At 27.0% G+C, this 17,439-nt stretch carries 10 protein-coding genes and 1 riboswitch; all 10 genes read right to left on the bottom strand.

Annotation, left to right across the window (positions count from 1 at the left end):
• Nucleotides 1-15 precede the first annotated feature (15 nt).
• Complete coding sequence (lexA, locus tag BUA92_RS06880; RefSeq protein ID WP_073018101.1) at nt 16-1,452, bottom strand: transcriptional repressor LexA; 1,437 nt, start codon at nt 1,450-1,452, stop codon at nt 16-18.
• A gap of 100 nt (nt 1,453-1,552) precedes the next feature.
• Entirely contained in the window at nt 1,553-3,355 is a 1,803-nt protein-coding gene (locus BUA92_RS06875) for a MutS family DNA mismatch repair protein (protein ID WP_073018099.1), read from the bottom strand.
• 75 nt (nt 3,356-3,430) lie between these two features.
• The gene (locus BUA92_RS06870; RefSeq protein ID WP_073018097.1) at nt 3,431-6,166 is read right to left on the bottom strand and encodes an AAA family ATPase; all 2,736 of its coding nucleotides are present in this window, start codon (nt 6,164-6,166) and stop codon (nt 3,431-3,433) included.
• A complete protein-coding gene (locus tag BUA92_RS06865) occupies nt 6,156-7,292 on the bottom strand; it encodes a metallophosphoesterase family protein (protein ID WP_073018095.1) in 1,137 nt (378 codons plus the stop codon). The genes BUA92_RS06870 and BUA92_RS06865 overlap by 11 nt, the downstream gene beginning before the upstream one ends.
• Before the next feature lie 249 nt (nt 7,293-7,541).
• Nucleotides 7,542-7,727, bottom strand: coding sequence for an alpha/beta-type small acid-soluble spore protein (locus tag BUA92_RS06860; RefSeq protein WP_021800593.1), 186 nt, complete (start codon nt 7,725-7,727; stop codon nt 7,542-7,544).
• Nucleotides 7,728-7,872: 145 nt separating this feature from the next.
• Nucleotides 7,873-8,568: a gamma-glutamyl-gamma-aminobutyrate hydrolase family protein gene (locus BUA92_RS06855; protein ID WP_073018093.1), complete on the bottom strand. Its 696-nt coding sequence runs from the start codon at nt 8,566-8,568 to the stop codon at nt 7,873-7,875.
• A gap of 92 nt (nt 8,569-8,660) precedes the next feature.
• Complete coding sequence (locus BUA92_RS06850) at nt 8,661-9,125, bottom strand: pyridoxamine 5'-phosphate oxidase family protein (protein WP_073018091.1); 465 nt, start codon at nt 9,123-9,125, stop codon at nt 8,661-8,663.
• 93 nt (nt 9,126-9,218) lie between these two features.
• Nucleotides 9,219-9,497 (bottom strand): hypothetical protein, encoded by a 279-nt coding sequence (locus tag BUA92_RS06845; protein WP_175550872.1) that lies wholly within the window; start codon nt 9,495-9,497, stop codon nt 9,219-9,221.
• 242 nt (nt 9,498-9,739) lie between these two features.
• The gene (locus tag BUA92_RS06840; protein ID WP_073018086.1) at nt 9,740-11,443 is read right to left on the bottom strand and encodes an HD-GYP domain-containing protein; all 1,704 of its coding nucleotides are present in this window, start codon (nt 11,441-11,443) and stop codon (nt 9,740-9,742) included.
• A gap of 105 nt (nt 11,444-11,548) precedes the next feature.
• Nucleotides 11,549-11,634, bottom strand: a riboswitch (cyclic di-GMP riboswitch).
• A 138-nt stretch (nt 11,635-11,772) separates the two neighbouring features.
• Nucleotides 11,773-17,016 (bottom strand): diguanylate cyclase, encoded by a 5,244-nt coding sequence (locus BUA92_RS06835; RefSeq protein WP_073018084.1) that lies wholly within the window; start codon nt 17,014-17,016, stop codon nt 11,773-11,775.
• Between the last annotated feature and the right edge of the window lie 423 nt (nt 17,017-17,439).

Raw genomic sequence — 17,439 nt, 5'->3', positions numbered from 1 at the left:
CTTTACCCTAATTAATTACCCTAGTTTCTTTATAACCCCTATAGCAACCCCTAATATGTTTGCATCTCTTCCTTCTAGAGATATAGGCTCATATTTCTCATTTTCAGGCATTAGTAGAGGACTTTCCCCACTCATATCTAACCTCTTTAGTGTAGAGCTTCTATCTATATCTACAGCTACTATATCATTATGATCTGCTGTTGCCTGTTTTCTTATAACCACTAAATCCCCATTTAATATATTGATATTTTCCATTGAGTCTCCTTTTACCTTTAAAAGAAATACATCCTTTGAATTTCTTATCCAATCTTCTGGTAGTAAAAAGCTATCTTCCACATTTTCATTCATTAAAATAGGTTCACCGGCTGCTATATTAGAGAACAGAGGATATTCTTTTAAATTCCCCTCATTATAAATATAAGACTGATCTCCCTCTTTAATTACAAGTTCTTTTTCATTAGATGCCGTATCTCTAGAAAAATCTTTAAAAATCTTATTTCTTAGATTAATAAACCTGAATTCTTCTATTGAATTCCAGCTCTGTTTTTTAGACTTGTAACTATTTTTTAAAAGAAAACTTCTATTTATATTGGTTTCATCTAACACATTATATTTTCTTCCTTTAATAAACCATGTATTTTCTCTTGATTCTTTATTTTCACCTAATACATAGGTTAAGGAACTGTATTTTTCCATAACTAATAGAGAGTTAATAAATCTTATTTCAGCTAAGGTTAAAGCCTCACAATTATCGAGGATTATATGTGTATATGTCTTATTAAAATTCTTTCCAAATTCTAAAGCAAACAATATATTATCCCACTTATCCATAAGATTATTCTCTCTTAGAGCATCATTATACTTATCTTTCAAATAATAAAGCCCTTCTCTTGATAAAGAGTTTTTCTTAATTCTTTTATCTCTTCCTTTTCTATCTATATTCATATATTCATCTTTAGTAAAACCACTTGCTTTTATCCATTTTATTTCCTTTAACAAGAAATCCAATGATGTATTGGTTATTAGTTTAGATTTTTTATATGTTAATTTAAAATCAACTAATAGATTTTCTAAAAGTGTATATTCCTTCTCCTCATTAGAAAATTTATAGTTAACTTTTTTCACCCTCATATATCCTTGAGAATATATCTCTATTAATTCATTTAAAGTAAGTATTTCAAAGCCTTTATTAAAATAAGAAAATAAGGAATCATATCTATAATTTAAATCTAATTTTGCTTTTTCATATATTTCTTCTATATTCTTTTTGTCTTCTTCTCTTAAAACCACATATACTATGTTTTCATTCTGAAAAAGTCTGTAATTATTCTCTAAATTTATAATTCTGTATACTGCTGCGGTTGTTTTACCTGTAAACTCTCCTCCCTTTAGAAACTGATGCCCTAAAGTCTTAGAGTTTACGTATCTCCATTGACTTTTGTTTAATTCCATTTTTTCCTCCTGTTAAGCGTATATGATATAAAATATTATATCACTTTTAGCTTTATAATTTATTAAATTAGAAGAAAAGTAACTAGATTTTAATATCTAGTTACTCCTTATCTAGAAGTTCTATACCTGCCATCTTCATAAGATAAACAGCATTCCTGGTAGTGGATCTTCCCTCTCTTAACTTATAATCAAATTTAATTTCATTGTTTTCGTAATACTCTCTAAAATGTAGATTCTTTATTCTTCTATCTTCTTTCTCTAAATCGCAAAGCTCGAAGTCATGTGTTGATACCAAGCCCTTAGCACCTTTATCCATAAGCTGTTTTATTAATATTTCTGCTCCTAAATGTCTATCTGCAGAATTTGTTCCTTTAAAGATTTCATCTAGAAGAAAAAATACCTTTTCCCCTCTTTTAGTAGCTTCAATTATATTTTTCACTCTCAAAATCTCTGCATAAAAAGAAGATATTCTTTCCTCCAAATTATCTTTTGTCCTCATACAAGTATAAGGAATCATTCTGCCTAACTTAAAACTCTTCCCATTAATAGGCAATCCTAAATACGAAAATATCATATTTATTCCTATTGTTCTTAAAAAAGTACTTTTACCAGACATATTAGAACCTGTTATTAATGCAGTTTTTAATTCACCATTTAAATTAAATGAGTTCTCAACTCCTTGAGGTATAATTAATGGATGAGCAACCTCTTCCCCCTCAATAATATCTTCATCTAATATTTCTGGGAAAACCCAATGTTCTTTATCATAACATACATTACTTAATGAAGAGTATGCCTCCATATCTCCTAAAGCTAAAAGCCAATTTTGAACCTTATCCTTATTTCTTACTTTCCACTTTTCTAATCTAGCCATAAGCATAAAATCCCACATAAGTAGTGCATTTAAAAGCCAATAAATCATGTTTGCTCTATCAAAAAGCAATTCACCTATATTACTTAATTCCTTCATCTCTTTAGATGCTTTTACACCATCTTTAGAATCTATCTTCTCTTTTATAGACTTATTAAGTTCATCATTAAAAGTTTGATTTTCTATTAGTTCTATCCCTTCATAATAAGCAGCTAGATTCTTTTTAAAAGAATAAATCTCCTCTAAAGCTTTTTCTATTTCTTTTTTCTTCAAACTTAATATCCCTGCATTTATTATAAGAGATAAGAAAAATAAGCTGAAAGGCAGTTTAAAAAATGTAATTAATAATATAGTAATTAATGATATACATGGCATTATTATTCTTATAAGATTTACATTACTTGATAAAAACCAGCTATTTTCTTCTTTAACCCAACTTAAAAAACTCTCTGTTTTTTCTATTGGGCTTTTATGCTTTAATGGTATTAACTCAAGTCTTTGTCTAAAATCTAATTTATCTGCTAATTCCCTTATGCTTTTCTGTCTTCTCTTAACTTCATCTTTTGTTGGTAGTTTGCTATCTGATAATATTTTAGCTAAAGCTACTCTTCCATAAAAAGTTTTCGTTGTATTTATCCACTGAAACAATGAACTTTCACCAAATATATCTAGGTCATTTGTAAAGGGATGATCTTCTTTTAAAAAATCCTCTCCTTTATCTGAAAAATCCTTCCATAACCCTTCTGCTCTTCTTAAATGCTCATCGTTTATACTTATTAATAATTCTAATTCCCTTAGTTTTTCTTTTTCTCTTGTATGAGTAATAGCTAAATATATAAACACCCCTATTATAACTAAAGATAAACCTAAGATTATAGGACTTCCTTTTTTGAAATACTGATAACCTAATATAATTAAAACTATAAAACTTACCCCTCTTAATAAAGCTACTCTATCTATTCCTTTATTTACTTCTTTAATATCTTTTTGTGTGTTTTCTATATTTTTCTCATAAATCTCTGTGCTTCTCATGTAATCCCACCACTTCTCATAAAATTTAGTATACTTACTATTATATCTCATTAAGTGTAATATTAAAAACCCGCTTTATAGATTTATTATATTTGCTTTATTTCTCAAGAAATTAACTTCTCTCTTTTGGCAACTAAATAATATAATCTGTCTCTTATCACTTAAATCACTTATAATTTTCAGAGTGTTTTCAAGCCTTCTGTCATCATATTGGATAAAGGCATCATCAAAAATTAATGGAACTTTTTTATCTTCGAAAAGCATATCTATAAGTGCAAATCTTAAGGAAAGGTAAACCTGATCCCAGGTTCCATTACTTAAATAATCCCCTTTTATAATATCTCCATTTTCTTCCCTAACTAATAACTCATACTCACTTCCAACCTTAACTTCTGTATATTTACCATTAGTTAATTTATTAAAATAATAAGCTACCTTTTCATTTAATACAGGTCCTATATTTTTCTGTAACTCTTTAAAAGATTCTTCTAAAAGTTCCTTGGCTATCTCTAAAGCTTCTAATTCTCTTTCATACTCAAATATTTTATCTGAAATTTCCTGAAAATCTCCCTCTATTGATATTATAGATCTTATTCCTAAAAATCTATTAGCCACTGAATTTTCTACATCTTTTAGCTGTTTCTCATCTTCTAATAATTTGTTTTGTGAGCATTTAATTTCCTCTTCAACTTCTTCTTCACTTTCATAAGAATACTCCAATGAATCTGCCAACATTTCCTTAAGTTCTTCTTTCATATGCTCTAAATCTCTATCCTTTAGAAGGGCCGTATAGGTATCCTCTACCCCATTTAAAGCCAATAAAATTTTATCTTTTTCACTTATTTTTTCACTTAACTTCTCTAATTCTTTAGGTAGTTCATGTAATTGAATTTTATCAAGCTTAAGAATTTTTAATTTGCTGTTTAAGGATTTTTCTCTATTATCTATATCTTCTTTTAACGCCTCATATCCGGCATTAAAAGTTCTCCATTTATGCATAACGATTTCCTGTCTCGATTTAACTAATTTTAATTCTTTTATTTTAACCATTAATTCTTCTATATCTTTAGCTGAAGTATAAGACAGTACTCTCTCGATAATTTGATTATTACTCGATTGAGCATTAATTACTTCTTCTATATTGTAGTTCTTAAGACGCCTATTTCTTTCTTCTACCATTCTTTCTAACGTCTTTATTTCATCTTTATACCTTTTATATTCAGATACAGCTTTAGGTAGTTCTTCATAAGATTTTAATCCTAACTCTTCACCGTATCCCATAAGCTTAGCCTCTATTTTGTTTATATTGCTTTCTAAAAGTTCTATATACTCTTTTTCATTTTTTTGCTTTTTTAAACTCTCAAGCTTTTGAGAATATTTGAAACTTAAAATCAAAAAAATACCTGAAAAAAATAAAGGTACGACTGAAAATACAGGCTTAATAAAAATCAGTGCAATGGATCCAATTATCCCCAAAGCAATTAAAATATAATATAAATTTCTTATTAAACTAGCGGATTTTAAATCTTCTAAAGAATTTACTATTTTTCTATCTAGGACTTTCCCTTTTAATTCAAATAATTTATTTTCGTATTCTCTAAAAGCTTCATATATTTCATCTTCCTTATTTTCTATTTTAATTGAATTTCCTAAAGATTTTTTTATAAAACTTAGTCGGCTCTCTAACTCTAAAAGCTCTTTTTTATTTTCTTCATACACTAATAATTGAGCTTTGTGCTTTTCTGTTTCTTTCGATATCTTTAATATTTTGTCTTCTAATTCATCTCCAAGCTCTATTAATGAAGAAAACTCTTCTAACATTTTTTCAACTTCTAATTTCTCAGCTTCAATTTCTTTTCCTTCTTCAGCCTTATCTTCTGCTAAATTATAATAACTCATAAGAACAGTATTTTCTTCTTTTAGTTCTTCTATCTTCCCCTTAGTTATTAATCCTTCCTCAGCTTCTAATTCTCCTTCAATAGCTTTTGCTTTACTTTTAAGCTCTTCACTTTTCTTTAAATATTGAAGTATATCTTTATATTCTTTTTGAAGTTTTATTTTCTTTAAATGTTTTTTAAATACTTCAAGCTTCTTAAGCTTCAATCTTAAGGTTGATATTTCACCTCTAAGATTAATCCTCTTCATTTCATCCTCTAGGTTCTGGTCAGAGGCTTTTAAAAATTGTTCTCTCTCTTCTAGAATTGATATTTTTTTCTCTCTTAAAATATCAATTTTACCATTTCCTCTCGCTGTGGTTAAAGCTTTTCTTATTGCTTCAAGTTTTGCTAAGGCCTTAAAATAAGAAACCCCTTCTTCCCCACTTTCAAGGCTATTAGTAAGCTTATTCATTATTTCATCATCTTTAGAGGAATTTAAATAAGTACCTAAACTTTTAATAAAAGCAGTGTTATCAAATGATTCTGAATTTATGTTAATCATAGTCTTAGCAGGCTCATTATGGTTTAATTCCCCAACCTCTGTTCCAGTTAATTCATTGATAACCTTAATTGTATCTTCTTTTTTGCTGCTTCCAAAGGATCTTATAATTATTATATTTTCCCCATTATGTTCTATCTCCATTTCTCCTGAAGCTCTTTCTCCGTCAAACATAACGTATCTAGCTCGAGTATTATCTCTTATAGACTTGCCTCTTTTAGAATTCATCCCATAGAGAAATGTTTTTATAAAATGTTGTAAAGTAGTTTTTCCAGCTTCATTTTCCCCATTTATAATATTTATACCTTCTTTAAATTCTATCTCCCTGTCTTTTAATATACCAAACTTCTTTATTTTAATATTTTTAATAATCATCTAAATTAATGTCCTCCTCTCTTAGGGCATTAAATGCTAGTTTAAGTGCTCGTTCCAAACTTTCTTTATTTTCTGGTTCCTCTTCTAATTTCTTATATACTTTTCTAAGAAATATACCTCTCAAAGAGTTTTCGTTTTTTACCATATCATAATCTAGTTTCACAGTAGTTTCATCTATTATCTTTATATAATAAAACATTTCTTTTAATCTATATTGAAGTTTTTTGATATTTATAGAAAGCTCACTATAAACCTCACCTTTTAATATTACTTTATAGAAATTTCTAACTTTCTTATTTTCATCTACAGAACTAATAATTAATCTTAATATCTCTTCTTGTGAATTAATTCCTGTTAAGTCCACCTCTATAAGTTCATACACTCTTTGGCTTATAGCTCTAAACTTAAGATTATTATATCCTTTATAAACTTCACCAATTATTATCCCCTTTTCCCCTAACTCATCAAAACCTCTTCCTTCTGGGCATCCACTATATGCATAAAAAGTTTCCCCTTCTCTTTTTATATTAGAAAACCCATGTCTATGCCCTAGTGCTAGATAATCCAATTTACTGTTTCTTATTTCTTCAAGAGTTAATGGATTATATTCATTCTCTTGTTCACCTCTAGCTATCTCTCCATGCAATGCCATTATATTAATATATTCTTTATGCTCTACTGGAACTTGAAATCCCTTTAACAGAGAGGATTTTTCATGATTTGAGCTAAATGATTTACCATAAACTACGGTTTTCAAATCCTCTAATACTACAGCTTCCATGTCATTTGAAAATATATGTACATTTTCCGGCCATGTCAATAAGTTATAGAAACTTCTATCATTAAGAGGATCATGATTTCCTGCTACTATAAAAACTTTAGTTTTATTTATACTTTCTAATCTATCCTTAAGAAACTCTAAAGTGGATTTCTTTATGCATTTATTATCAAAAATATCACCACATAGAAGTAGTATTGAAACCTCTTCTTCTTTAACTATATTAATTAAACTTTCAAAGCTTTTTTTTATATCTTCATTTCTTTTTTCACCCATTGACGCTGATAACTCCTTAAATGGTGTATCAAAATGAAAATCAGCTCCATGTAATATCTTTACTCTATCCATACTTCATCACCTTAATCGAACTTTTGTTCTTATTTTACCATAATTTTAAAAGTAATAAAAGAACAAGATTTCCCCAAAAGAAAAAAGGAGATTTTCTTACAAATAATTAAATTATCTGTAAAGAAAATCTCCAGGTAGCATCTTATTAATTTTCTGGTGGAACTCCCTCCATAACTATTACCTCCAATTCTTTAGTAATTTTTAGTAATAAGCTGGGTAATTGTTCCTGCAAATACTAACCCTTAGTACTTACTTTAAGTGGCTTTCGTATTCAGCTACCATTCTTTTTACCATTTCTCCTCCTACGGAGCCACATTGTCTTGATGTTAAATTCCCATTATAATCTGAGAATTCAACGCCTAGTTCTCGTGCTACTTCTGTTTTAAATTTTGATAAGCCTTCTCTAGCTTCGGGTACTAATCTTCTTGTTGACATTTGTGATTCCTCCTTTTGGATTCATGGATTTTATAAGCTTTTAAAAGAATTTTTCTTTTATCCTGCTTACACTATTATATTGTCCGATTAATTTTTAAATAATCCAAGCAAGTATTGTTACATTTTCTATTTTTTTCTTAAAAATTTATAGCCTGTCTATAAAGTGTTTAAAAAATCTTTCCATTTCTTTATTTCCTAACATCTTTTCTGGATGCCACTGAACTCCTATTATATTAGAATATCCCTCAATCTCTATTCCTTCAATAACGCCATCTTTTGTATAACCAGTTGCAATTACACCTTTACCTAAATCTTTAATAACTTGATGATGATAGCTATTAGCTATTGTTTTATCTCCAAAAATCTCATAAAGTATGCTTCCTTTTGTAAATTCCACTGTATGAGTTCCATAATCTTTATTAGCTTGTTGAGCATGTTTTAATGGTTTATCATATCCGTAGCTAATATCCTGATACAAACTCCCTCCAAAGTACACATTTAAACTTTGATGTCCTCTGCATATTCCCAATATTCCTTTATTCAATTTAATTGCTTTATCAATAATCTTTAAATCGAATGAATCTCTTATAGGATCAATTGGACCTTGAAGTGTCCTAGGTTCTTCACCATATCTTAAAGGGTCTAAATCTACACCCCCTGTTATAACTATACCATCAACGGCTTCTAAAATTAGCTGCATATACTCTTCATCATCTATAAGTGAAAAAATTATAGGATACGCCCCTGCTTCAGCTATAGAATAAACGTAATCTGAATTTATTCCCATCCTGTCATAGTCAGTATAGACATTAGGAACTATAGCTATTTTCTTCTTCGTCATTAGTATCCCTCCTAGCTTAAAATCAATTAATGAATAAAACTGCTATTATAATAATATATACCTCACGAAATGAACTTGTTAATCATCAAAACCTATCTTCTTGCTTTTCCTGTAATTTTTTGCGATTCTATTTTAATAACAGTTGTGGCAGATGACGCTTTTTCTATGTACTGCATTCCTTCTTCCTTAAAATCTGGAGAAAATTTATAGATAAATGCTTTAAGAGCTTCTATTTTCTCAGATTCAATAATTTCTATAGCTTCTCCAAACACAATTGCACTTTCATAATTAGTTGAAAACTTATCAGCTAAGGTTTCTGTTGCACCAACTACTGTAAAGCAAACCTTAGGATTTTTTCTTAAAGAATCTAGTTTAAATCCTTGCTTTGCACAATGTATATATACGTTGTTATTCGAGAAAACATAATTTAAAGGAACACCATATGCATACTCATTATCACCTAAAACAGATAATACCCCAAAACTACATTTTTCTAAAATCACTAAAGCTTCTTCTTGTGATAATTCTCTATCACTTCTTCTCATATTTTTAAACATAACTTAGCCCCCTTCTTTTTACTTATTATATCAAATTTATTGTTAAGCTGAGTAATAAAAATTCACTTTTTGTAAACTAAAAAAGGTATTAAACTAATTTAGTCCAATACCCTTTTCAAAATGTTCTTTTAATTCTATGTACTCTGAGGAGCTAACAGGATGATATACTTCTTTTTTGAAAATAACTCCTGTTTTTTCTTTTACAGCATAAAAAGTGTCATCTGTACCTTTTCTAAATTTTTTAGAAGTTTTATTTTTGGCAATTATGTATTTATTCCCTTGATAATCTTCCGCCTTAAAATAATCACCATAATCCCTTTTAATTATGCACCTTATAAGAACAATATCATCTAAATTATCGATTTTATTCAAAATCTCCATATTCACCCACTTCACACCTTACCACAAATAATCTATATTATTATAATCGTACAAATACCTTAAATCTAAACACTTTTTATCAACTTTTATCCACTTTTAATTTTTTTTAATCATTCCAAACCTTATTAAATCATCTTCTTATGGTAAAATTCGACATATTATAGATTAATACTATAATATAAATCATATTTTGTCAAAATATAAATCACAAAACAATGACATTTTATCATCAATTAATAATCAGACCTATTTATTAAGTTTTTTAATTGAAGCTGACGTCTAAATATTTGATTGAAGATTTTATCCTTTATCGTTTCAGGTATATTTACATATAAAAATTCATAATAATATTTTTTCATCACCTTAAAGTTTTTAGCTATTTTACCACTTACTACTATATTATCCCCATTTTCGAAACGAATTTTTATTGAGATTATCTTGTCTTCTATGTGCCTTGAAAATCTATCTTCGTCCATGCTAAATGTTAAAGAGCTTCCTCCAAGCTTATATATATTAACATCAAATTTTATATTTTTTTCTATAAAAATCTGACCTTCTAAATCCCATAATACACTAAAGTATTCAGTAAAAGGTACACTTTTAAAATCTGATATATGTATTATATTTTCTTCATAGTAATTTGATTTAACTTGATACTGCACTATTTTATTGTTCTTATTTATATAAATACTTATGCTTTTGACTGTTGATTTATCTACTTGAGATATAAAATTGAATTTCTCAGCCTTAAAAAAGAATAAGGAATTGTATTTCCCTATTGTCCCTTCGATTGAATAAACCTTTTTTTCTGTATTAATTATTAACGTACTCCATACTATAGCATCTGATAAAATATTTTCTGATTCCTCTTTTGTTTTTAACAATATTTCTATCATGATATCTACTATTTTAGGATCAAATTGCTTTTTTTTATTTCTTAAAAGTTCAGTAATTACAAAATCTATAGTTTTTGCAGTTCTAAAACTTCTATGAGATAACATGGCATCTACTGAATCTGCTACGCATATTATTCTACTTTCAAGAGGAATATCTTCTCCTCTTAATCCATTCGGATATCCTTTACCATCATATCTTTCATGATGATACCTTACAATAATAGCTTCTTCATTTAATCCGGCTACCCCGCTAACTATATTAGCTCCATAGATAGAATGTTGCTTAAGGTTATTGTACTCTTCTTCACTAAGTTTATCCTCTTTGTTTAACACATCTTTATCTAAATAAATCTTCCCAACATCATGTAATACACTAGATATATATATTCTTTTTATAATTTCATTTTTCAATTTTAACTTCTTCGCTATCTCAGTTGAAAGTTGAGCAACATGATATGGATGTAGTAGTATAAACGGTTCTTTTTCTCTTATTACCTCTGACATCATATTTACCAGATTTAAAATTGCCTCATTTCTTTTCCATTTTAAATATATAACTTGGTATAATCTATGAAGTTTATAAATGACATCACTTATTTTACTATCAATTAAATCTGTAATTGTAATTGTATTAACTTTAGTTATTAATGCTAAATAAATACATGCTATTAATTCTTTATTAACTCCATCTTCTGAAAAAATAGGAATATAAATTTCAGCAAAAGTTCTAGGTGTTAGTGGTACATAGTCTTCATTTTTATCATCCTTATCATATATTATGATTTGTTTTTTCTTTTTAACTAAACTCAGTATAGTTTTAGACGATTCTTCAATTATGTTTATCCAATCTTTATTTAGACTTACATACTCCGCCCCCTTCCTCATAAGGGTTCTTTTCGATATAGCAATACTATTTTTATCTGAAAACTTTATTATTGTTGCAACATCATAACCGAGTATACTACATAACTCTCCAACACACTTATCAACTTCATCTTCTACCGTATGCAAGTTCTTAATAGGTTCATAAAGTGTGATCATTTTTGTCCTCCCATTATATCAATTAAGTTTTATATTTATTAAAAATAAAGCACTTACAAAAAGTAAGTGCCAAAATACACAATAACGTAATTTAAATATCGTTATTTTGGTGGCTTGGCAATCATAGAATTAACTTCCTTAGACCCAAAACTTTGCGACCTTATTTTTCAATAAGTGTGCCTTTTCAATTTATATATAAATTAACGAATCATTCAATATTTTTATTATTAATATACTCTAACAAATCTTTATTAATAATCAATTAAATACATTTTAACATTATATTAAAAGCATTCTTAACAACTAAGTTGAGAATGCTTTATTAAAATTTATATTATAGCTGCAAATATTCCTGACAGTGTATCAACAAAATTTAAGTCATTATGATTAAACTCTTTTTCATTTATTGAAACAGTAAGATATAATATTCCTTTTACAAATCCATTATAAATGATAGGCACTATTAAAATAGATTTCCAATCTGGTATCCAATAACTATCATTTTTTTTACCTTCGCCATCCCAGTTAACTAGATAAGCTCCAACTCTACTTTCTATAACCTCAAGTATCATATTATTGTTAATATCACTTGCTTTATGCCATCCATCCTTGTATCTTTTTCTTGAAAATTCATCCACAATTATCTTATTTTCTATTAAAAACAAAGTGCTTTCTTGAGCTTCTGATATTTCCATGACTCTTGTTAAAAACTCATATATTTTATCTTTTTTCTCTGTTTTTCTTCTAACTAATTCTATTATATCTGTAATAGCACTTAATTTTCTATAATCATTTATAGTATTTCCAGACAATATACCTGCAAGCTTATCATTTATTTTACTGGATGATCCAACTTCATTATTCCATATGACAGTTCTATTTTTCCCGGTATTTTTAGCCACATACAGTGCCTCATCAGCCATTTTGATAAGATTATCACTAGAATTCGAATGTATGGGGTACTGAGAAATCCCTATGCTAATAGTAACTTCTAATCCATTCCCTAATAAGGAGCTTTTTTGTATTTTTTCTCTAAACTTTTCACAGGTTTCAAAAGCTTCATATTGATTTTTATCTGGGAATATAATAACAAATTCTTCTCCCCCATAACGCCCTACAACATCATTTTTATCAACTGTCTCCTTTGTTATAGCTGCTACATAGCTTAAAACTTTATCTCCAAAATGATGTCCGTATTTATCATTAACTCCTTTAAAATTATCAATATCCATTATTGCAATAGAAAACTCTTTTTTGTTCGCTCTTGAGCTTTCTAAAAGATCGGCTAAACTAGCTTCAAAATATTTTCTATTATATACGTTAGTTAATTTATCTATTGTAGAATTCAAAGTTAAATTATATTTATCTAATAGAAATCCTAACAAAGGAATTAGGGTTTTTAATTCTTTTAAAGACTGTTCATTTATATTGTTTAAATGTCTATTAGAATAAAGTATTATAGATCCTTGAATATTTTCCTTAGATTCTATTCTTATCTTGTTTTTTATTTTTAAATATATAGCCGACTTCATCTCTTTAGGCAATAAATCTTCATCTGCTATATTAGCTCTATTTAGATCCACTTTTACTATCTTTCCATCTTCTTCGGTACTAAATTTACTCTTAAAGAATTCAACTTTTGTCCTAGGGTTTATAGCTCTGTAATTATATATTATCGTTTCTAAACCTTCTAAATCTTGCATAGTGACTATAGCGCTCTCAGCTAAGGTTAATTTGCATATATATTTTATAAGGTTTTCTATATTGCTTATAATATCACTCTTAAAACCATCTAATACATCATAAATATTATTAAATTCATTTGAATAACTTTCTTCAAAATTCTCTTTTAGTTTACATAAAAACTCCCTATTTTTAATTAAGTTATCTATTTCTAACTCATTCATTAATTCATCAAACTCTTGAAGGGATTTAATTACTTCTTTCTTCACAAATATTTGAGTCTTTAATTTATTATTAAAACAGTTAACTATGTTATTGTAGACTTTTAATAATATTCCACTATTAATATAATTTAGTTTATATTTTATTGGAAGGGTTTTTATAATCCTATTCAATATGGTTATAACTTTATAATAACTTTCTATAGCTTCTATAAATTCATTATTCAATTCATGGATTTCACCAATTTTTAAATAAACTTTAGAAAGTAATTTTTTATCATCCATATAATTTAGTAATACTTCTATGTCACTTGGAACTCTTGTTTTATTATCATCTAAAATCAACTGTATATATTTCTGCTTTAGCATCAGTTTATTATCTTTTTCTATAGTTTCTAAGTTTTCATAAACTTCTTTTGCTAAATTCCTATATCCCATCTCTTCAAGCGCAATAATAAAATCTAGAAGTAAATTACTCTTAAAATAAGTGTCTTTTATATTTTTACTCTTTTTATAGATTTCATTGATTTCCTTTTTTATATCTTCTTCTGATATACATCTTCTTAAATTATAAAAATGCTGTTTACACTCAATTTTAAGCGCTATGTGGTTAGAGTATTCACCTTCATTTATGTTGTTATCAATAATCTCCCATAGCTTCTCGTAGTCGCTTATAGCGTAATAATACTTAGCCATTACACTTGTTAAATATTTAAGAAATACTCCTTTGGAAGTAAATTTATCAATAACTAATTTTCCTAGTTCTAAATATCTATATGCCAAATGGAATTCATTTAATTCTATAGAACATTCAGTAATCATAAAACATGCCAGACCCCTGTAATATTCTAGGGAATTACTACTAGTTCTATTTAAAGCTTCCTGTAAAAGTTCAAATGCACCTTTATATTTTCTTTGATAAATATATACTTCTGCTATATACACATTACTTAGGACAATAAAGTCTTCAATCTCATATTTATTAGCTGCCTTTTGAACATTATATAAATTCGTAAGAGCTTCATTGTTATCTTCTTCTATCCTAAAAAAATAATTTCCTATATTGAAATCTGATGATATTATTCCTCTAAAATTGTATGTTTCCTTAAAATACCTTTTTGCTAAGTTAAAATATTCTATTGGTTTATTTTTCTCATTTATACTTATATATGAATCTCCAAGACATATACAAATATAGCCTACTAAATCCATATATTTATATTTTGAAAATTCTAAAGCATATAATGAAATTTTTATTGCTTCTCTATATTCACCTAAGAAATTTTTATATTTAGCTTTTGCAAGCAAATAAGCTACTTCACCTTTATGATAATCAATTTCATCAAGTATAGTCCTACATTCACTTAAACATTTTTCTAAAAAACTTGAATCTTCTACTCTATATCCTATGGCAACAATTCTTGCATAACAATAAGTTCTAATTTCTTTTTCTTTTACAATATACAATAAGCTCTTATAACAATTAATACTCTCATCAATATTACCATCCCTATAATATAAGTCTGCCAAAATTAAGCTTATATCAATATAGGCTTCATTGCTTATACTCTTGGATTCTAAACATCTGTTATAGTAGTATATAGCCTTATTATTATTCCACGCTTTAAATTCGCGCTCTCCACACTCTTTACATAACCTAACAAACTTATCGTCTTCTTCTAATATTTCTAATTGATAAATAAGCTCATCCTCGTATGAATACCCTTCTTTAATTTTCTCTTCCAAAAAATCACTTATTTCTCTATGCCATATATTTTTTTCTTTTATAGAGGTGTTTCTATAGATAATTTTCTTCATAAGATTATTATTCATTCCATATAATATCCCTCTATCAGATATTCTTTCCCCTATATAATCATCAACTGTAAGTTGTTTAAACTCTCTCATATTATCTTTATCCAATATTCCTAAACTATATAACAGTTCTTCTTCTATTGGATTTTTAAACATAGATAATTTCTTAAGGATATTATAAGAAACATCAGAAACCCTTTTTAATTCCCTTTGAACTTCTTCTTCTATATTTTTAGGTAATGCTATCTCTTTGTCCTTTAGGTTTTCTTTCCACTTACCAGTTTTTTCAGAAATATATATTACTTTATCTGCAAATAGCTTCTTTATAATTTCAATTACATACATTGGATTACCTAATGTTTCTTTATATATTTTGTTAGAAAAATCATATAAATCCAAAGATGTATTTAACATATTTCGTATTAGTTTTCTTGTATCATGTTCATTTAAATAGTTTAAATTATATTCATCGAAATCTTTATTTAGTTTAAACTCTTGAATAAAATTATCAATCCCCATAGAATTTTTAATCTTATTATCATTATAAGTTATTACTACTAGGAAGTTTTCTATTGAAATTTGTGACAGACATAGATACTTCAGAAATAGTTTTCCTATATAGGTTTTGCTCTCAATATCATCAAGAAATAACACAGTAAACTTATTCTTAGCTATTTCTGATAAAAACTTGGTTATTCTATTAATTATTATTAAATAAGTATTTTTATCTTCCTCAGTATACATTTCCTTTGAGTTTACTACTAAATAGAAGAATTCTTCAATGTATTTTTCATATTTTTCTTTTTGTTTTTTATCCCATATACCTTGAAGAAAGTTAAATACTACTCTTTTATTTTCTTCAGTACTGATACTTTTGTTTACAAGCGCTTCTATATCAATAATATTTACATTATCATCAAATTTTTTATCTATTATGTTTTTGAAATGATTTAATAATTTTGTTTTTCCGCTACCTTCATCACCACTTATAGATGTTATAGAAAACTGAATATTTTTAGCTACAACAGCATCTACTTTTTGAATAAATTTATTAATCTCATATTCTCTTCCTATTATAGGTAGTTCAGTATTTATCCTATTTAAATAACTATAATCGAATTTAGGAAATGTCTTATTAAATTTTAAATTTATATATTCTATAATAGATTCAAAATCTGAAAATGCTTTTTCTATAAGCTTTTTATATAATCTACTTAAAGACCTATGCTCATCCTTATTTTTTTGAAGTTCATTTTCAAAAATATAATTAAAAATATATGTTAAGTCATTAAACTTATAATAGTCCTCTTTATTATCTTCAGTAACTAATAGAATGTTTTCTATTAAATCATTGCTTAAATTTATCCTTTCTATTTCTATAGATAGGATATCTCCAAGCTTTACGTCACCATTTGGTAAATAAAATATATTATCTAAATCTAATTTATCATACACGTATCCCTTTAATATTAAGGTGTTGATAATGACTACTAGCTGAGCAAATACATTTAACTTTATGTCAATATTATTGGGCTTAATATCCGAAATCTTTCTAGCACCTTCATTAAGCTCTTCAGTTAAATAAGCAAACTTCCTACCTTCGCTTTTTGCTCCATCTATATTTTCTATTGTAATAAAATCATAGAGGTTAATTACTCCAGCAAAATTCAGATTTTTAATCCAAGTAATGCTAGATAAAATATTATCCTTTATTCTATCATTTAGTAGTTTAGTTTCTACGATATTAAAAACATACTTCTTATTATTAATTTTATCTTTTACAAGGTAACTACTAATATGATCCCCATTAGAAATTATCTTTTCTACAATGTATCTATCATTTATAATTCTCATTGCCAACCCCTGCCCGTATATAAGAATTTTTTATACTATATTCATTATAACATTAATTTAAAATTCTTATATACAGCTTTTATTTAATTTAAAAATAAACTAGGGATAATAAATAAGAGTCTTTACAAATCTAACTTCTAATTAAATCTGTAAAGACTCTTCTCTTAACTATATATCCTATATTTCTATAAATGGAGTTCCTTTTCCATTATGAAATTTAAATCCTACTCTGAATAGTTTATAAAACAATATTGCCTTGTTTATTGACATCTTATTAACTATTTTTTTAACCATATACCATATCCCTCCTATAAATATCATCTCTTTTTCCTTATTTTACTACAATATTCTCACAAATTTCTCACAAACTCACACTTTGATCTATCAATTTATCGCCAAATTTCTACAAAAAAAAGAAGTAAC

It is taken from the genome of Clostridium intestinale DSM 6191 (genome assembly GCF_900130055.1).
Classification (GTDB): Bacteria; Bacillota; Clostridia; order Clostridiales; family Clostridiaceae; genus Clostridium_T; species Clostridium_T intestinale.
This window is presented reverse-complemented; position numbering and strand designations above follow the sequence as displayed.